Below are 18,509 nucleotides of genomic sequence, written 5' to 3' on the forward strand. Positions count from 1 at the left end.
ATCCCAGAGAAATCGGAGACAGGTGTGCTCACCTGCACTGCAACCATCGATCCCGCCTTCACCGTCGCACCCGTCCCGCCGCGCCTGTTCGGATCGTTCGTCGAGCACATGGGCCGCTGCGTCTACGGCGGCATCTACGACCCCGGCCACCCCGAGTCCGACGTGGACGGGCTGCGGCTCGACGTCATCAAGCTGACCCGCGAGCTGGGGGTGAGCGCGGTGCGCTACCCCGGCGGCAACTTCGTCTCCGGCTACCGCTGGGAGGACGGCGTCGGCCCGCGCGAGCAGCGGCCGCAGACCCTCGACCTGGCCTGGCGGTCGGTGGAGCCGAACACCTTCGGGCTGAACGAGTTCATGTCCTGGGCCCGGCAGACCGACATCGAGCCGATCATGGCGGTCAACCTCGGCACCCGCGGCGTGGAGGACGCCTGCAACCTGCTTGAGTACGCCAACTTCCCCGGCGGCACCCGCTGGTCGGACCTGCGGATCGCGCACGGCGTGCGCGAGCCGCACGCGATCAGGACGTGGTGCCTGGGCAACGAGATGGACGGCCCCTGGCAGATCGGCCAGAAGACCGGCACCGAGTACGGCCGGCTGGCCGCCGAGACCGCCAAGGCGATGCGCCGCATCGACCCCTCGATCGAGCTGGTCGCCTGCGGCAGCTCCAACGAGCGGATGCCGACCTTCGGCTCCTGGGAGGCCCAGGTGCTGGACGAGGCGTACGACGTGGTCGACTACATATCCCTGCACGCCTACTTCGAGCAGCACGGCGACGACCGGGTGGGCTTCCTGGCCTCCGCGCAGGTGATGGACTCCTTCATCGAGGGCGTGGTGGCCACCGCCGACCACATCGGGGCGAAGAAGCGCTCCCGGCGCCGGATCAACCTGTCCTTCGACGAGTGGAACCTGTGGTACGAGAGCCGGTTCGCCGGCCAGGAGAACCTGGACTGGGCGCGCGCGCCGCGGCTGATCGAGGACGAGTACACCGTCGAGGACGCGGTGGTGCTCGGCAACCTGCTGATGAGCCTGCTGCGGCACAGCGACCGGGTGACCATCGCGTGCCTGGCCCAGCTGGTCAACGTGATCGCGCCGATCAGGACCGAGCCGGACACCGGCGCCTGGCGGCAGACCATCTTCCACCCGTTCGCGCTGACCGCCCGGCACGCCCGCGGCGAGGTGCTGCGGGTCGAGCCGGTCTCGCCCTCGCTGCACTCCACCACGATCGGCGACGTGGACGCGGTGGACGTGACCGCCACCCGGGACCCGGAGACCGGCGAGATGACGATCTTCGCGGTGAACCGGGACGACCGGCAGGCGGCCACGCTCCAGCTGCGGCTGGTGGGCGACGAGCACGAGGTGGTCGAGCACGTCGTGCTCGGCGGGCAGGATCTGCTGGCGACCAACTCCAGGACCGCGCAGCGCCGGGTCGAACCGCGCAGTTCCACCCGGCACTTCGTGGAGCCGACGGGGCTGTCCGCGGAGCTCCCGCCGGTCTCCTGGTCGATGATCCGCACCGTCCCCCGCTCGGCGACGGCCGGCTAGGGCGGCAGGCCCCAGGCCCCGGCAGGCCGGGCCCGTCGGCGGGTCAGCGCCGCGCGTCCAGCCAGTCCTGGTAGCGGGTGCGGGCCAGGCGGGCGTCGGGGCCGCCGATCAGCACGTCGCCGCGGACGACGGCGAACATGCCGGCGGTGTCGTCGGTGACCACGCCGCGGCCGTCGCCGCGGGCGGCCAGGGTGATCTTGCCCAGCTCGTCCAGCGGGAAGACCTCGGGGCCGGCGACGTTCCTGATGCCGTTCAGCGGCGCGCCGACGGCGGCCTCGACCACCGCGGCGGCCACGTCGGCGGCGGCCATCGGCTGGACGCGGGTGGCGGGCAGCCGCACGGTGGTGTCGTCGGAGGTCCAGGAGAACACCGCGTCCATGAATTCGAAGAACTGGGTGGCGCGCACGATGGAGTACGGCGTCGGCCCCTGGCGGAGCAGCTCCTCCTGGAGCGTCTTGGCGCGGTAGTAGTCCAGCTCGGGCACCTGGTCGACGCCGACGATGGACAGCACCACCTGGTGCCGGACGCCGGCCCGCTCCCCGCGGCCAGCAGATTGGTCATGGAGGTGCGGAAGAACTCGGGGGACGCCTCGTCGAAGGTGGGCGAGTTCGCCAGGTTGAGGACGGTGTCAGCGCCGTCGAGCGCCTGGTCCAGCCCCTGGCCGGTGAGCAGGTCGACGCCGGTGGACGGCGCCGCGGGCACCGCCTCGTGGCCCGCCGCCCGCAGCGAGGCGACCGCCTGCGAGCCGATCAGCCCGGTCCCGCCGATCACGGTGAACTTCATGGTCTCCGCCTTCCGCGTCCGCGCGCACCCGGGCATGCCGAGCACCCGCACCCCGATCTCGGACATTTTTTATCCGAGTCACCTGTGATGATAGTCGGATACTCTTTGTCCGAGTCAACCGGGAGAGGCGGGTCGCGCGGAATGAAGCTGTCCGGCGGGGTCGAGTGGGCCCTGCACTGCTGCGTGGTGCTCACCACGGCCGCGGAGCCGGTGCCCGCCGCGCGCCTGGCCGAGCTGCACGACGTCTCGGGCAGCTACCTGGCCAAGCAGCTGCAGGCGCTGTCGCGGGCCGGACTGGTGTCCTCGGCGCAGGGCAAGGCCGGCGGCTACGCCCTGACCCGCGACCCCGCGCAGATCTCCGTGCTCGACGTGGTCCTCGCGGTCGACGGTCCCCGGCCGGCGTTCGTGTGCACCGAGATCCGGCAGCGCGGCCCGCTGGCGGCGGCGCCGGAGGCCTGCACCCGGCCCTGCGCGATCACCCGCGCGATGGCGTCGGCCGACGCGGCGTGGCGAGCCGCGCTGCGGGAGATCTCCATCGCCGACCTGGCCCGCGACGTCGACGCGGACTACGGGCCCACGGCGCTGGCCGGCATCGGCGCCTGGCTGGCACAGGGCGCCGACGGCCAGGAGTGAGCGGGCCGCACCTTGTGAGAGCGCTCCCACGGGCGTCATGATGGGCGCCATGGTCACGCCCGCCACCATCCGGCCGTACCGGCCCGCCGACCTCGACGCCGTACGGGACATCTGCGTGCGCACCGCCCTGGACGGCGGCGACTCCCGCGAGGTCTATCCCGATCTCGACCTGATGCCCAGCATCTTCGCCGCGCCGTACGTGCACCTGGAGCCGGACGTGGCGTTCGTGGCGGACGACGGGCGGCGCGCGGTGGGGTACGTGCTGGGGACCGCCGACACCGCGGCGTTCGTCCGGCGCTACCGCGACCAGTGGCTGCCGGGCCTGCTCGACCGCTACCCCGCGCCGGCCTGCCCCGCACGCCGGCCGAGGTCATGGTGGGCCTGATGCACGACCCGGAGCGGATGATCCTGCCCGAACTCGCCGACTACCCCGCCCACTTGCACATCGACCTGCTGCCCAGCCACCAGCGGGCCGGTCTCGGCCGGCGGCTGATGCACGCGTTCCTGGACCGGCTGCACGACAAGGGCGTCCCCGCCGTGCACCTCGGCATGGTCACCGCCAACACCGCGGCCCGGGCGTTCTACGACCGGCTCGGCTTCCACGAGATCGCGGTGCCGGACCCGGGTCCGCTCACCTACCTCGGCCGCGCGACGGCACGCGAGGACCGCGACGACGGCTGAGACGGCGCCGGGGCCCGGGGCGGCGGGGGGCCTGGGCGGCAGCGGGACCCGGGGCGGGCGGCCGGGGTAAGGCCGCCCCGGCGCCCGCCCCAGGCGCGCCTAGCAGTCCGGGATGACCGTGCCGTTGTTGTCCTTGGCCTCGTCGTTGCCCCAGCGCGAGAGGTAGTACGCCGAGACGTACTGGTTCGCGGGGCCGCTGTCCGGGTCGGTGCGCAGCCACCAGTGGTTGTACGTGGTGCTGTTGCCGATCATCCGGCCCCACGCCTTGCAGTAGACGTAGTTGGTGCCGCCGTAGAGCGTGCCGGTCTGCGTGGTGCTGGTCGGCGAGGCGTAGACGGGCGCGTTGGCGAAGGTGTCCACCCAGTACTTGGTGGCGGGCGGCGGGGTGCCGCCGGTGTCGAAGGTGACGGTGACCCAGCCGTTGTCGGTCATGCCGAGGCCGTCCCAGAAGGTCCCGTCGGCGAGGTCGATGCCGGCCGGGTTGGACACCGCGCGGCCGAACTGGTCGTGACCGCCGTTGTACCCGCTCTGGTACGCCGCCTGCGCCTCGGGCGTGCCCTGCGGCAGGTCGCCCCAGGACTCGCGGACGCCGGCCGGGTTCCAGTAGTCGTCGGTGGTGTTCCACGGGCCGACGTCCCAGATCGGCGCGGTCTCGCAGCGGCTGCCGTTGCAGACCGTGACCTGGTACGCGCGGCTGCCGTTGGCGTCGAGCAGCCGGCGCGAGGGCAGGGCGACGAAGTGGTCGCGGCTGGCGATGACATGGCCGTTGGCGGTGGTGCCGCCGACCAGGCCCTCGCGGGTGGCGTACACCCGGTAGGTGGCCGTGGCGGCCGGCGCCGCGGTCTGCGACGGGGCCGCGCCCGCGGGGGTCGCGGCGGCCCGGAGCGTCACGGCGGAGACGGCGGGCGCGGCGGCCCCCGCCGGGGCGGTGAGCACCAGCCGGACCTGCGCGGCGGTCACCGGGGCGGCGAAGGAGAGCACGGCGCCGGGCGCGGCGGTGGTCCACTGCGTCCACGCGCCGGTGGCGTCCCGGCCGCGCACGTCGGTCTCCACGGCGGAGCCGGTCGGGCGGACCGCCGCCGTCGCCACGGTCAGCGCGGACACCGCGCGGCCGAGCGCGGTGGCCGGCGCGGTGTACTCGCCGTAGGCGCGGTCCGCCGGCATCGCGGCGGGGTGGGCGCGCGGGTCGGCGAGCGTCACCCGGCCGTGCGCGGAGGCGGTGTTGGACCGGTCGGCCGGGGCCGCGCCCAGGTCCACGGACCACGTCCCGCCGGCGGCCCGCGCGGCTGTTCCCGGGTCCGCGGCCGGCGCGGTGCCCGCGTGCGCGGTGGCCGGCGTCACGAGCGCCGCGATCACCGCGCCCAGCGCGGCGGCCAGGGCCGGCCCGCGCCGCGCGAGCCGGCCGCGCGCGGTGCCGCGACTGCCCTCCCGGGACCGTACGGAAGCAGGGCGTCGTCCGAGGTGCATCTGTCCCCCCATGGGTGTCGACCGCTGCCGCACAGCGGCCGGCAGCGCACTCGTCCAGGTGCCGCACGGACCCTAACCGCGCCCGCGCGACCCGGACAAGGGCTTGACCGATACATGGCAATTTCTCGTCCGCGGAGGTCCGTTCGGACGGGTTCCGGCGCAGGGGCGGCCCGAGGAGCCGGTACGGAGGCGGGGTCCGGGGTGCCGCGACGCCCGGCGCGAGCCCGGCGCCGCCGCCCGCGGCCGGCTCGGCTTTCGGGCATGCCGCTGGGCTGCCGACGTGCCGGGCTGGTGCGCGCGGGCGTCCGACTCGCCCGAGCGGGGCGGCTCACCCGAGCGGGGCGGCTCGCCCGAGTGGGGCGAGTCACCCGAGCGGTTATGGCTCGCCAGCGCGGTGCGACTCAGCCGCGCGGGGCGGCTCAGCCGCGTGCGCTGTCGCGTTCCCGCTGCGTCGTCTGCGCGTCCAGCCACGCGTCGAAGGTGACCGTGCCGCGCGGGCCAGGGCCGGCGGCAGGAGTCCGCCGCCGGTGAAGCCGCGGCCGGCGCGGCCGGGGATGCGGAGGGCGAGGACCGGCCGGCGGGCGCCGCGGGCCCGCGAGAGGCGGCGGACCATGTCCTCCATGCGCAGGTGCTCCTCCGGCCCGGCGAGTTCGGGCGCCAGCCCGGCGGGCTCCCGCAGGACCAGGTCGACCAGGTGCCGGGCGACCTCGGCGACGGCCACCGGCTGGCAGAGCATCTTCGGCGCGATCGTCACCGGCCCGCCGCGGGCCAGGCACTGCGCGGCGAACTCGTGGAACTGCGTGGCGCGCAGCACCGTGCCGGGCACCGGGCCGTTCAGCACCAGCTCCTCCTGGCGGCGTTTGCCCGCGTAGTAGCCGAAGTCGACCCGGTCGACGCCGACGATCGACAGCGCCACGTGGTGGGCGACGCCCGCCCTGCGCCCGGCCTCCAACAGGCGGCCGGTGGCGGCCTCGAAGAACGCGATGGACCTGCGGGCACCGGTGGTGGCGACGTTGCTGACGTCGATGACGGCCCGGACGCCGTCGAGCTTCTCGTCGAGCCCGGCGCCGGTGGTCAGGTCGACCCCGGCCGAGCGGGCGAGGACGACGGGTTTGTGGCCGTCGCCCCGCAGGGCCTCGACGACCGGGCGGCCGGTCCAGCCGGTTCCACCGGCGACTGCGATACGCATGATTGCTGTGCCTCTCGTGGGAACGCTTCCGCACTCATGACCACCCGCGCCGCGCCAAGTGTGACATCGCCCGCCCCCACACCCGGACACCCGCACGACACCCCCGCCGATTCGCCCCCTCCCCCGGAGGTTGCGTCCGTGGAAGTGCGGTAGCGGGTTCCGCCTGATCCCACCGTCTGTCCTGGCGTTGGGGTGGGTGCCCGAATAGACAGACGGCCACAGGCTGATCTGCGAAGTGTCAAGCCTCGAAGAAGATCAGCACGATGGCCGCACCTGACAGTGCGCCCCTGCACGCCCTGATCGAGGAGAACCTGGCCTCGGCAAGTCCCGATCTGCTGCGCGCGATGATCAAGACGTTCGCCGACGCGTCGATGTCCGCCGATGCCGACGCGGTCTGCAATGCCGAGTACGGCCAGGTCAGCGACGAGAGGGTCGACCACCGTACCCCGTCTGGCTGCTGGAACGTGCCGCCGGGCTGAACAAGCCCTCATCTCGGTGATCGCCACCGCCTATCTCTTGGGCGTCAGCGCACGCCGGGTCGAAAAGCTCGCCGAGTCCCTCGGCGTCACCCAGCTGTCCAAGTCCCAGGTCAGTGGCATGGCCAAGCACCGGGACGAGCAGGTGGCCGCGTTCCGCAACCGACCCCTGGACACCAGCCCCTACACCTTCGTCTGGATCGACGCCCTGACGCAGAAGGTCCGCGAAGGCGGCCGGATCATCAACGTGCACGCGCTGGTCGCGGTCGGTGTCATCCCCGACGGGCACCGCGAAATCCTGGGCATCGACGTGGCCACCGCCGAGGACGGAGCCGGCTGGTTGGCCTTCCTGCGCTCGCCTTCGCCGCGTTCCCGCACGATATCTGGCGGCAGATCTGGTCGAACAACCCACGGGAACGGCTGAACAAGGAGATCCGCCGCCGCACCGGCGTCGTCGGGATCTTCCCCGACCGCACCACCCTGATCCGCCCGGGTCGGCACCGTCCTGGCCGAACACAACAACGAGTGGACCGAAGCCCGCCGCTACATGAGTCACGACCTGCTCGCCAAAACCCGCCTCCACCCGAACGAGTCAGAAAACAACGAGACCGTCCTACCCACCGAACTCACCGCATAGCGCCGAAGAAGAGATCACGGAGTGACCGTCGACACACCACGCCACAGGACGTGACTTACCCTCCAGTGACGTCGCGGCCTGCGCACCGGACAGGAGACAGCTGCTGACCCCGCGGTCCCGGGTGCCAGACCGGTTCCCACGCGCGGGTGTGCAGGCGCTGCCAGTAATCCTGGCGGATGATCGTCGGCCTCCCGCTGGTACCCGCATTCGCGGGGATGTGTCCGCCTCCCGGCAGCGTGCCTCCCAACCGCGCGCACCGCGCCCCGACGCCCTCAGCTCCTGAAGCCCTCATGACGTCCGCCCCAGATACCCGCTCGATCAGCGAGCCCGACGACGCTGCGCCTCTCGTGCCGGATTTCGTGCGCAGGCAACTGGAGGCGAAGACCAACCGGCTGCCGGGCCGTGAACGGTCGGCGTTCAACATGCCTGCTGCGACGGGGCGTGATTCGGCCTGCCACTCAAACGGACCGCGGCACCGTCGGCCGCCTCCGAGCCAAGAGCCTGGCCCAACTGGTCGTGTTCGGACGAAACCTGTAGGTCGGGGAGCTGTCGGACCAGTCGGGCACATGGTGGGCCACCGTGCAACTGCCGGCTGTGCCCGCCGCCGCGCCGGCGACAGCCGATGACAAAGCGGCGATGGAACTGGCGGTACGGCGGCAGGGCGTTTCGACGCCGGGCGGCACAACGGGGATCACGGCTACGACTACGCCTACGTGCTCGACGAGTCCGCCGCGGCCCTGGGACTGCGCTACCGCAGCACCCTGGGCGGGCACGGCTGGGTCACCGTCAGCGACCGGCTGTGCCCCGAGATGGCGCAGTCGGCCAGCCGGTGTGCCCGCAGCGGCTGTTCTCCCCCACGCCCACGCCGGACAGCACGGCGCTCACAACGTCCCGGACGAAGGACTGCTCCAGTTCTCGATGGCCGAACAGGGCGCGGAAGACGACGGGCGCGACGAACAGGTCCAGGAGCAGATCGACGTCGAGGCCGGCGCGAATGTCGCCGCGTGCCTCCCCCTTGCGCAGCGATACGGCACATGCCTCGCGGCGAGGCTGCCAGACCACGGCGAGGAAGTCGTCCCGCAGTTCCGGATCGTCCGCCAGGTCCGCTGTCAGCGCCGGGAGCACATGACCGAAGGCAGGGTCGGCCATTGCGGCCCGGAGCGCCTCGAGATGGCCGACGAGGTCGCAGGAGGTGCACCCGGTGTCGATCTCCACGACCCCGGTGCGTTCCTCGGCCAGAGCCGCGACCACCAGGTGTTTCTGGTTCCTCCACCGGCGGCGGATGGCGGGCTTGGTGGTGCCAGCGCGCTGGGCGATGGCCTCCATGGTCAGCGCCGGATATCCGACCTCCCGCAGAAGCGCGGCCACTGCGGCCAGCACGGCGCGATCGATCCGCTCGTCCCGTTGGCGTGCCATCGAACTCTCCTGCCCGCTGCCTCGCAGGGACCGCTGCTATCCCTGGAGCAGGACGACCTTACCGAACGACGTTCCGCTCTCCACGCGCCGGAGTGCGGTGGCTGCCTGCGTGAGCGGGAAGGTCGTGTCGAGCACGGCGGAGAGCCTGCCGTCGGCGAACAGCTCTACCACCCGGTCCCAGGACCGCCGGCGACCTGCGGGGGCCACCGACATGAGACTGAACGCGAGCAGCGTCGGTGATCTGTGGAAGTCACGGAGCAGCAGGTCGAACACCTCGCTCCCCGGCACTCCACCGGCGCCTCCGCACAGGACGTAACGGCCGTTGGGACGCAGCAGTTGCAGGTACTCGCCCACCTGCGGGCCGGCCACGGTGTCCACCACGACGTCATACGTGTCCTCGGGACGGTCGGCGCGGGTGCGGTCGATGACCTTAGCGGCGCCGAGCGTCCGCAGGCGTTCCGCCTTTTCGGGAGAGGAGGTCACCGCGGTGATCTCGGCGCCGCGAGCGTGCGCGATCTGGGTGGCGAGTACGCCGATACCGCCGCTCGCGCCGCGGACGAGCACCCGTTCCCCGGCGGCCAGCCCGGTTCGATGCAACGCGCCCTCGGCGACCAGCGCATTGAGGCCTAGGGCGACCACCTCGACCGGGTCGGCACCTTCCGGCGCGGGAAGCAGCCGGTCGGCGTCGGCCGCTACCCGCTCGGCGTAGCCACCGGAGTCGGGCAGGGCCAGCACTCGCTTGCCGACGAGTTCTTCGGCGACGCCGGAAGCCGCCCTCACACGGCCGACGACCTCAAGGCCGAGCACCGAGCCCACGCCGGGAAAGTGCGCGTCGTCGCCCCGCCGTGCCATGACGTCCACGTAGCCGACGCCGATTGCTTCGACCTCGACCAGGGCCTGCCCGGGGCCAGGCGCCGGTTCCGGCACCTCGGCCAGGGCGAGTTCCCGGGACGGCTCGACGATCATCGCTTTCATGTGCGACCCCTCACTATAACGTTCCGATCCGGACTGGAACATTATAGTAGCGTGAGTTCCCCGTCACGGTCAGCCGGGCATGACCGTGGGACACGAAGACCTCCATGCGGTGCAGTCCTGGACAGCTCCACTGCACGGGAGGTCGCCGTGATCAAGCCGCACGAGTGTCAACAACGCTCGTGATCAATCCACCTCGCCCCCGCAGGTCAGTCGGGCGTCGCCCCAGTCGCCGTGGTCGAAGTTCTTGCCGTCTCCGCCGTCGCCGACGACCAGGCTGAGCGTGTGGACCCCGGTGAGGTCCGCGGTGAGCGGGACCGCGGGGCTGCCGCCGCGCACGACGTCGGACGCGGCGAGCTGCCGGCCGTCGCCGAGGACGGTGAAGGTGACGCTGCCCTGCCCGCCGGCCTCGTCGTCCACGCCCACCTGCGCGTCGAAGCGGGTGCAGACGCCCTGGACGTCGATGTCCACGCGGGAGTCGGCGTTGGCGCCCAGGCCCTTGGCGTAGACGGTGCCCGCGACGGTCAGCGGGCCGCCGTCGTGCGTGCCGGTCTCGCCGTTGGAGCGGTCGCGCTCGACCGGGCCCCAGCCGTTGGACTCCGCCACGAACGGCTGGTCGCTGACGTGGACCGTGCCGTGCAGCGGGACGCTCACCCGCAGGACCTGCTCGACGTGCACCGGCGGCGCGTCGCCGCCGGCCGGGTTGGCGTACTCGACCCAGACCGGCACGTCGAAGGCGCCGCCCGGCTGGTCCTCGCCGACCGTCACGGTCCAGTGGCCGGTCAGCGCGCGGCCCGCCGGCAGCGTGCCGGTGACGGCGTCGCGGCCGGAGGCCGTCCAGCCGGCGGGCAGCCGGCCGCGGTCGAGCGTCATGCGCAGGCGGTGCAGCGGCGCGCCCTGCGGGAGGGTGAACCGCGCGTCGACCGTCACGCCGGCGCCGGGCCGGCGGTCGCCGTGGCCGGGGTGAGCGCGAGGGTGGTCGCGGGCGCGGTGACCACCGGCGTGTCGCAGTCGGTGCGGCCCTCGGCCGCGGGGCAGGCGATGGCGGCGAAGCCGCTGTCGTGGGCCGCGGCCACGGCGAGGGTGTCGCGCGAGGTGACCGTGCGCACCGTGCGCTCCAGGTCGCCGCCGCTGTCCTGGACGGTCTCCAGCAGCCACCGGCCGTGGCCGAGGAAGCCCAGCGGTGCCCTCATCGTGTCGGCGGTCCCGGCCAGGATGCCGCCGACGAACCAGCGGTCGCCGCTGCGGCGGGCCATGACCACCTGGCGGTCTCCGGCCGGCTGCCGCGCGGGGCCGCCGGAGACCAGATGGGTCTCGTCCCAGACAGTGGGGAGCTGTTCGAGGTAGCGCTCGGCCACCGGGTGCGCGGCGAAGCCCTCGGGGTGGTCGCCGAGGCTGGTCCAGCCGGACTCGAAGACGACGGGCAGCGCGAGTTCGCGTGCCAGGGTGTCCTGCCGGCCGGGGCGGGAGAACCACGTCGGGGTGTAGTCCATCGACCCGACGACGTTGCGGGTGAAGGCCAGGAAGACGTCGCGGGTGGGGTTCTGGCCGTTCTCCTCGCCGCGCACCCCCTCCACGCTCATCACCTGCGGCCAGGTGCGCTGCAGCCCGCGCGGGATCGTCGCGCCGTGGAAGTCGACCATGAGCTTCAGCCGGGCGGTGTCCTTCAGGATCGCGTCGTACCACTGGAAGGTCGACTGGCTGTCGGAGTACATGTAGTCGACCTTGACGCCCGCAACGCCCCACGCCTTGACCTTGGGCAGCCACGCGTCGCGCTGCGCCTGGGTCCTGAGATCGTTCCAGTCGAACCACAGCAGCACGTCCACGCCCTTGGCCCGTGCGTAGCGGACCAGTGCCGGCACCCAGCTCTCCTGCCAGCCGGCGTCCACCAGGGTGTACTCCAGGCCGTGTGCGGCGGCGTAGTCCACGAAGTCGCGCTGCCGGTCGGCGTTCCCCGGGCTGTCGCCGTCGCTGAGCCAGGACCAGTCGTCCACGCCGGGCCGGATCCACGAGGTGTCCTTGACCTTCGACGGCGGCGCGAGGTCGTCCACCAGGGTGGAGCCGACCACGGTGTCCAGGCTGCCGACGATCGCGGTGCGCCACGGCGTGGCGAGCGGGCCGGGCGCGGTGACCGGCGCGCCGTCGGCGAGCGCGACCTGGTAGGCGCCGCTGCCGTCGCGGTGCTCCAGGTGGCTGCCGGAGTAGCGGCCGTCCACGTCGGCCTCGGTGAGCAGCACGTACGAGCCGCCCACGTCGAACAGCGTCGGGTAGCCGAAGGAGCAGGTGTCGCCGGTGCAGGTCTTCGGCTGCGCGTCGTTGGCGGCGCCCGCGGTGGTCTCGGTGCGCTCGTTCTCGTAGCTGGTGACGTAGGGCTGCACCCACGCCTCGGCGTCGGTGGGCAGTTCGAAGGTCGACGCCTCCTGCCGGACCGGCACCTGGCCGATCCCGTCCAGCAAATAGCGGTAGGCCACAGGCCGGTGGTCAGGTCGTGCCGGTCGGTGCGGACGCCGAGCCTGCCGGGCAGCAGCACGGGCGCGCCGCCGAGGTCGACGGCCAGCCGCAGGTCGCCCGCGGCGTCGAGGCCGAGGCGCGCGGTCGGTCCGGACCGGGTGGGGCCGGTGAGCGTCCAGGAGTGCGCGGAGTCGTGCGCGCCCGCCGAACCGCCGGACCGGACGACCGCGCCGCCCGCGCCGACCGCGCCGGCCGCCTGGGCCGTCGCTCCGCCGGCGAGCGCGGCGGCGCCGGCCAGCGCCGCCACGGCCAGGCCGACCACCGCCCGCCTGGCCCGCCGCCATCGTGGTGCCGTTCGCCTCATCGTGCCGGCCTCCTCGCGTCCGGCTCACTACGGAGGCTGGTCGCCGCGCCGGTCCCCCCACGAGCGGATCAACAACATCGAACGCATCTGAACGAAACGCGTCACATGACATCGTTGTTCCAGAGGCCAGTCAAGAGTTCTGACACAGAGGTTGACCGCAAATCAAACAGGACGGAACACTGTCGGCCGTCTTCCCGAGCGACGAAGGGCGCCCACTCATGCCCAAGTTCACGGCCCAACAGACCCTCCTCCCGGCCGGCAGACCGGCCCTCGTCAGAAGGCTCACCGCGCTCGCCCCGCTGTGGGTCCTCGCGCTGCTCGCCGCCCTGCTGGCGGTCGGCAGCGCACCGGCCCACGCCGCACCCGACACCTCCATCACGGTCGACGGCGCCAAGGGCGGCCGGACCTTCGACGGCATCGGCGCGATCAGCGGCGGCGGCGGCAACTCCCGCCTTCTCAGGGACTATCCGCCCGCGCAGCAGTCCCAGATCCTCGACTACCTCTTCAAGCCCGGCTACGGCGCGAACCTGCAGTTGCTGAAGCTGGAGATCGGCGGCGACGCCAACTCCACCGACGGCTCCGAACCCTCGGTCGAGCACACCCGCGGCGCCGTCGACTGCGACGCCGGCTACGAGTTCTGGCTGGCCGAACAGGCGAAGGCCCGCAACCCGGACATCAAGCTCTACGGGCTGGCGTGGGCCGCGCCCGGCTGGATCGACGGCGGCTTCTGGTCCGACGACACCATCGACTACCTCCTCACCTGGCTCGGCTGCGCCAAGCAGCACGGCCTGCCGATCAGCTACCTCGGCGGCTGGAACGAGCGCGGCCACGACGACGCCTGGTACGTCAAGCTCCGTGCGGCGCTGAACTCCCATGGCTACAGCGGCATCCAGCTGGTCGCCGACGACACCGGCTGGAACGTCGCCGACGACATGGCGAAGGACCCCGCGTTCGCCAAGGCGGTGTCGATCATCGGCACCCACTACAGCTGCGAGGGCGGCGACGGCGGCAGTGCCGACACCTGCTCCAGCACCCAGGCCGCGCGCGACAGCGGAAAGCCGCTGTGGGACAGCGAGAACGGCTCGCAGGACATGAACACCGGCGCCCCGGCGCTGATCCGCGCCATCACCCGCGGCTACATCGACGCCAAGATGACCACCTACTTCAACTGGCCGCTGCTGGCGGCGATCTACCCGAACCTGCCGTACGACACCGTCGGCCTGGCCACGGCGAACTCCCCCTGGTCGGGCAACTACACGGTGGGCGCCAGCACCTGGGCCACCGCGCAGGTCACCCAGTTCACGCAGCCCGGCTGGACGTTCATCGACTCCGCCTCCGGCTACATCGCCGGCGACGAGGCCGACGGCAGCTACGTCAGCCTCAAGTCACCCGACGGCAAGGACTACTCCACCGTCCTGGAGACCACCACGGCCAGCACCGACCAGACCGTCCACGTCCGGATCCGCGGCGGCCTGTCCACCGGCGCCGCCCACGTCTGGGCCACCGACGTCGACACCCCCTCGCCCGCGACCTCGTTCGTCCGCGGACAGGACGTGACGCCCTCGGCGGACGGCACGTACTCGCTGACCCTGCACCCCGGGTGGGTCTACACCGTCACCACGACCACCGGACAGGGCAAGGGCACCGCCGCCCCGCCCGCCGCCCACGCGCTCGCCCTGCCCTACAGCGACTCGTTCGACCGCTACCGGGCCGGCCAGGAGGCGACGTTCGTCTCCGACATGCAGGGATCGTTCGAGGCGCAGCGCTGCGCGGCCGGCCGGCGCGGGATGTGCCTGCAGCAGATGGCGCCGGTCAAGCCGATCGAGTGGCAGGACGACTCCGACGCGTTCACGCTGGTCGGCGACACCACGTGGACGGACTACACGCTGCGGGCCGACGCCGAACTGGCCGAGCCCGGCACGGTGGAGCTGATCGGACGGGCCGGCGCCCAGAACCGCCCGCAGTCGCACCAGCAGGGCTACTTCTTCCAGATCTCCGACACCGGCGCCTGGAACATCACCAAGAGCGACGCGGACGGCAAGCGCACCGTGCTGATGCGGTCCGCCACGACCGCGCTCGGCACCCGGACCTGGCACCGGCTCGCGCTGTCCTTCGACGGGCCGACCATCACCGCCTCGCTCGACGGCCGCGAACTCGGCACCGTCAGCGACGGCAGCTACTCCGCGGGACAGGGCGGCCTCGGCCTGACCTCGTACCGCACCGACCAGTTCGACAACCTCTCCTTCACCCCGGTGCGGCACGCCGCGCCCGCCGCGTCCCTCAGCGTCGTCCCGGCGCCGGCCGCGGTGCAGCGGGGCAAGCAGCTGACCGTCTCCACCACGCTGTCGGTGCCGCGGCAGGCCGCGCCCGCCGAGGGCGTCAACATCACGCTCAGCGCGCCCGCCGGCTTCGTCTTCGACCCGCTGGCCCAGGTGTTCGGCTCGGTGCGGCCGGGACAGAGCGCGACGGCCGTGTGGCAGCTGACCGCGCCGACCGACGCGGCCTCCGAGCCGACGCTCACCGCCACGGCCACCTTCGCCCAGCGCGGTGTGGCGCGGGTGCTGCGGCAGGGCGCCCGGGTGGCGGTGACCAACCCGCCGCCGCCGTCGGGCACGAACGACGTCAGCGACCTGGAGTTCGTCTCCTCGACCAACGGCTGGGGCCCGGTCGAGCGGGACCAGTCGGTCGGCGGCACCAACGCCGGCGACGGGACGCCGCTGACGATCAACGGCACGGTCTACGCCAAGGGCCTGGGCACCAACGCGGTCAGCGACGTGGCGATCTACCTGGGCGGGAACTGCTCGACGTTCACCGCCACGGTGGGCAACGACGACGACGCGGGCGGCCAGGGCTCCATGACCTTCAGCGTCCTGGGCGACGGCACGACGCTCGCCTCGACCGGCACGGTGCGCGGCCATGACGCGGCGCAGCAGATCAGCGCCGGCGTGACCGGTGTGCAGACCCTGGACCTGGTGGTGGGCGACGCCGGCGACGGCAACGCCTACGACCACGGCGACTGGGCGACGCCGAAGCTGGTCTGCTCCGGCTGACGTCCGCCCCCGGCCGGCGGACGTCGCGGGCGGGGTGGTCCGGTCGCGCGTCCGGCCGGACCACCCCGCCCGTGCGCTCCGGGCCCGAGGCGGGTCGCGGGTGTTTCGACCGCCCGCGCGCGGGTCAGGCGGACAGCGATGCGCACAGACGGGACGGGCGGGCGGCGCGAGCGCCGCGGCCGGGGCGGGGCCGGCGCAGGCGCGAGCGCCGCGGCAGCCGGCGGGGACGGCGCGGCCTCCGCGGCCTCATGGGACGCCGCGACCTCGAAGGACGCCGCGGCCGGCGACCGCTCGCGGCGGCTCGTCCTGCTGGTGATGTGCGTTGGCTACTTCCTGGTTCTGCTGGACGTGACCATCGTCAACGTCGCCCTGCCGCACATCGCCTCCGGCCTCGGCACGGGCGGCAGCGGCCTGCAGTGGGTCGTGGACGCGTACACCGTCGTGCTGGCCGCGGGCATGCTCGGCGCGGGCACGGTCGGCGACCTGTACGGGCACAAGCGGGTGGTCCTCGGCGGCCTCGCGGTGTTCGGCCTGGCCTCGCTCGGCTGCGGCCTGGCGCCGGGGCCGGGCTCGCTGACCGCCTTCCGCGCGGTGCAGGGCGCGGGCGCGGCGCTGCTGCTGCCCGGCACCTGGCGGTGATCACGCACGCCTTCCCCGGCGACCGCGAGCGGGCGCGGGCCATCGGGCTGTGGGCCGGCATCGGCAGCGCGGCGCTGGCCGCGGGGCCGCTGCTCGGGGGCGCGCTGGTGCAGTGGCTGGGCTGGCGCGCGGTGTTCCTGCTGAACGTGCCGGTGGTCGCGGTCGCGCTGCCCGCCGCCGCGCGGCTGGTCCGGGAGACCTCCGAGCCGCGCGGGCGCCGGCTGGACTGGCCGGGCATGCTGCTGGGCGCGGTGGCGCTGCTCGCGGTGACGTACGCCTTCATCGAGGCCGGGCGCTCCGGTGCCGGCGCCGCGGTCGGCGCGGCGATCGGCGTCGCGGTGGCGGCGAGCGCCGCCTTCGCGGTCGCCGAGCACCGGCGGGAGCAGCCGATGCTGCCGCTGCGGTATCTGCGCGGGCCGGTGTTCACCACCGCCAACGCGGTGGCCGGCGTGATGAACCTGGGCACCCTCGGGACGCTGTTCGTGCTGACGCTGTTCCTCCAGAGCGTGCAGCACCGGTCGGCGCTCGCCGCGGGAGCGGCGGTGCTCCCGCTGTTCGCGCCGCTGAGCGTGCTCGCGCCGCTCGCCGGCCGGCTGACCGCGCGGCTCGGCCCGCGCCTGCCGATGGCCCGCGGCCTGCTCGTCTCCGGCGCCGGGCTGGCCCTGCTCGGCCTGACGCACGCCCACTCCCCCTACGGTGTGCTGTTCCCGGCCCTGCTGCTGTGGGGCGTCGGGCTCGGCCTGCTCACGCCCGCGGTGGTGGCCGCCGCGATGTCCGCGGTGCCGGGCGAGCGGGCCGGGCTGGCGTCCGCGGTCAACAACACCGCCCGGCAGACCGGCGGCGCGGTCGGCATCGCCGCGCTCGGCGCGCTGGCCGGGAGCGCCGGGCACCCCGCGTCCTTCCTGGTCGGCATGCACCGGGCCGCGTACGTCTCCGCCGGTCTCTACGCGCTGGCCGCGGTCGCGACCCTGGCGGTGGTGCCGGGCGCGCTCGTGCCGGCCGCGGGGCGGAGGCACGCGGCGCGGCAGGGCTGTGACCCGCAGGACGCCGGGTCGCGGGACACGGCCTCGCCGGACGCGGCCCCTCCGGACGTGGCCCCTCCGGAGAGCGCGCCGCCGACCGCGGGCCCGCGCCGGGACTGAGCCGAGGGCCGCCCGGCCCGGGTGTCGTCCGCAGCCCCGCCGTCAGCGCTCCCCGGCCGGCTCCGGCCCCCTCTCCGCCTCGGGCTCCGGGTCCGGCCCCGACAGCGGGCCCGGCTCCGCCGGAGCCCCGGCGCCGACGAGCGCGCCGAGGGTCTCGGCGATCAGCCCGCGCAGCCAGCGGTGCGCCGCGTCGCGGTCGTGGCGGGCGTGCCAGGCCAGGACGGCCGGGACGGCCGGGGTCCCGCCGGGCAGCGGGTAGGCGCGCAGGTCCGCGGGCAGCACCGGCGCGGTGAGCGTCGCGGGGACAACGGTGAGCAGCGGCTGCGCCGCGACCGCGCCCAGCGCCAGAGCGAGGGTCGGCACGGTGAACGCCACGCGGCGGCGCAGGCCCCGCGCCTCCAGCAGGTCGTCGATCCGGTCGCGGGTGCGTCCGCGGCGGGTGACCACGACGTGCGGCGCGGCGGCCAGGCCCTGCCAGGTCGCGGGGTCGCGCCCGGGATCGTCCGCGAGGTCGCGGCGGCCGACCGCGGCGAGGGTGTCGGCGAAGAGCGTCGCGGAGCGGGTGTCGGCGTGGTCGGGCGCCTTGTCCGCGATCTGCAGGTCCACCCGGCCGCGGCGCAGTTCGTCGGCGGTCGTGGCGGCCTCCGGGAGCAGCCGCAGGCAGACGCCGGGGGCCCGGCCGGTCAGCGCCGCGGCCAGCGGCGGCAGCAGCGCGGCGGCCACCACGTCGTTGCACTGGAGGGTGAAGGTCCGCTCCAGCGTGGCGGGGTCGACCCGCTCGGCGGGGGTCAGCACCGCCTGGGCGCGGGTGACGATGCGGTGCACCTCCTCGCGGATCTGCTCGGCGTACGGCGTGGGCAGCATCTCGCGCCCCGACCTGACCAGGATCTGGTCGCCGGTCGCCTTCCTGATCCGGCTCAGTGTGCGGCTCATCGCGGGCTGCGAGAGGTGCAGCCGGTCGGCGGCGGCGCCGACGCCGCCCTCGTCGAGCAGGGCGTCCAGCGCGGTCAGCAGGTTCAGATCCATATGCATCAGAGTAATGAGTTACATCAGAAGCATGCATTTGA

The 18,509-nt window shown here is 73.7% G+C and carries 11 protein-coding genes and 4 pseudogenes; 7 read left to right on the forward strand and 8 right to left on the reverse strand.

Annotated features, from left to right (window positions below):
* The first annotated feature begins 24 nt into the window (after window positions 1-24).
* Entirely contained in the window at window positions 25-1,542 is a 1,518-nt protein-coding gene (gene arfA / locus VSR01_RS02305) for an arabinosylfuranosidase ArfA (protein WP_326447618.1), read from the forward strand.
* Between the two features lie 43 nt (window positions 1,543-1,585).
* Here arfA and VSR01_RS02310 read toward each other — a convergent pair.
* Window positions 1,586-2,325: pseudogene (locus VSR01_RS02310) on the reverse strand (SDR family oxidoreductase).
* 141 nt (window positions 2,326-2,466) lie between these two features.
* On the opposite strand from VSR01_RS02310, the gene VSR01_RS02315 reads away from it, so the two are divergent.
* Both VSR01_RS02315 and VSR01_RS02320 read left to right on the forward strand, forming a co-directional pair.
* On the forward strand, window positions 2,467-2,958 hold the full coding sequence (locus tag VSR01_RS02315; protein ID WP_326447619.1) for an RrF2 family transcriptional regulator: 492 nt from the start codon (window positions 2,467-2,469) through the stop codon (window positions 2,956-2,958).
* Between the two features lie 49 nt (window positions 2,959-3,007).
* Window positions 3,008-3,639: pseudogene (locus VSR01_RS02320) on the forward strand (GNAT family N-acetyltransferase).
* Between the two features lie 99 nt (window positions 3,640-3,738).
* Here the strand turns inward: VSR01_RS02320 and VSR01_RS02325 are convergent.
* Together VSR01_RS02325 and VSR01_RS02330 are read right to left on the reverse strand one after the other, a co-directional pair.
* On the reverse strand, window positions 3,739-5,106 hold the full coding sequence (locus VSR01_RS02325; RefSeq protein WP_326447620.1) for an SH3 domain-containing protein: 1,368 nt from the start codon (window positions 5,104-5,106) through the stop codon (window positions 3,739-3,741).
* A gap of 376 nt (window positions 5,107-5,482) precedes the next feature.
* Window positions 5,483-6,295, reverse strand: coding sequence for an SDR family oxidoreductase (locus VSR01_RS02330; protein ID WP_326447621.1), 813 nt, complete (start codon window positions 6,293-6,295; stop codon window positions 5,483-5,485).
* Between the two features lie 263 nt (window positions 6,296-6,558).
* On the opposite strand from VSR01_RS02330, the pseudogene VSR01_RS02335 reads away from it, so the two are divergent.
* Window positions 6,559-7,408, forward strand: a pseudogene (locus tag VSR01_RS02335) (transposase).
* Window positions 7,409-8,194: 786 nt separating this feature from the next.
* On the opposite strand, the gene VSR01_RS02340 reads toward VSR01_RS02335, so the two are convergent.
* The 4 genes from VSR01_RS02340 to VSR01_RS02355 all read right to left on the reverse strand — a co-directional run bounded on the left by VSR01_RS02340 (window position 8,195) and on the right by VSR01_RS02355 (window position 12,267).
* Window positions 8,195-8,824, reverse strand: a complete 630-nt coding sequence (locus tag VSR01_RS02340; RefSeq protein WP_326447622.1) for a TetR/AcrR family transcriptional regulator — start codon at window positions 8,822-8,824, stop codon at window positions 8,195-8,197.
* Between the two features lie 36 nt (window positions 8,825-8,860).
* Window positions 8,861-9,799: a quinone oxidoreductase family protein gene (locus VSR01_RS02345; RefSeq protein WP_326447623.1), complete on the reverse strand. Its 939-nt coding sequence runs from the start codon at window positions 9,797-9,799 to the stop codon at window positions 8,861-8,863.
* Window positions 9,800-9,982: 183 nt separating this feature from the next.
* The gene (locus VSR01_RS02350) at window positions 9,983-10,726 is read right to left on the reverse strand and encodes an NPCBM/NEW2 domain-containing protein (protein WP_326447624.1); all 744 of its coding nucleotides are present in this window, start codon (window positions 10,724-10,726) and stop codon (window positions 9,983-9,985) included.
* Window positions 10,723-12,267 (reverse strand): glycoside hydrolase family 97 protein, encoded by a 1,545-nt coding sequence (locus tag VSR01_RS02355; protein WP_326447625.1) that lies wholly within the window; start codon window positions 12,265-12,267, stop codon window positions 10,723-10,725. The genes VSR01_RS02350 and VSR01_RS02355 overlap by 4 nt, the downstream gene beginning before the upstream one ends.
* Window positions 12,268-12,414: 147 nt before the next feature.
* Here VSR01_RS02355 and VSR01_RS02360 point away from each other — a divergent pair, with 147 nt between their 5' ends.
* The 3 genes and pseudogenes from VSR01_RS02360 to VSR01_RS02370 all read left to right on the forward strand — a co-directional run bounded on the left by VSR01_RS02360 (window position 12,415) and on the right by VSR01_RS02370 (window position 17,442).
* Window positions 12,415-12,702: a hypothetical protein gene (locus VSR01_RS02360; RefSeq protein ID WP_326447626.1), complete on the forward strand. Its 288-nt coding sequence runs from the start codon at window positions 12,415-12,417 to the stop codon at window positions 12,700-12,702.
* A gap of 127 nt (window positions 12,703-12,829) precedes the next feature.
* The gene (locus VSR01_RS02365; RefSeq protein ID WP_326447627.1) at window positions 12,830-15,661 is read left to right on the forward strand and encodes an NPCBM/NEW2 domain-containing protein; all 2,832 of its coding nucleotides are present in this window, start codon (window positions 12,830-12,832) and stop codon (window positions 15,659-15,661) included.
* A gap of 315 nt (window positions 15,662-15,976) precedes the next feature.
* Window positions 15,977-17,442: pseudogene (locus VSR01_RS02370) on the forward strand (MFS transporter).
* A 42-nt stretch (window positions 17,443-17,484) separates the two neighbouring features.
* Here the strand turns inward: VSR01_RS02370 and VSR01_RS02375 are convergent.
* A complete protein-coding gene (locus VSR01_RS02375; RefSeq protein ID WP_326447628.1) occupies window positions 17,485-18,468 on the reverse strand; it encodes a LysR family transcriptional regulator in 984 nt (327 codons plus the stop codon).
* Window positions 18,469-18,509 lie beyond the last annotated feature (41 nt).

The organism is Actinacidiphila sp. DG2A-62, from assembly GCF_035825295.1.
Classification (GTDB): Bacteria; Actinomycetota; Actinomycetes; order Streptomycetales; family Streptomycetaceae; genus Actinacidiphila.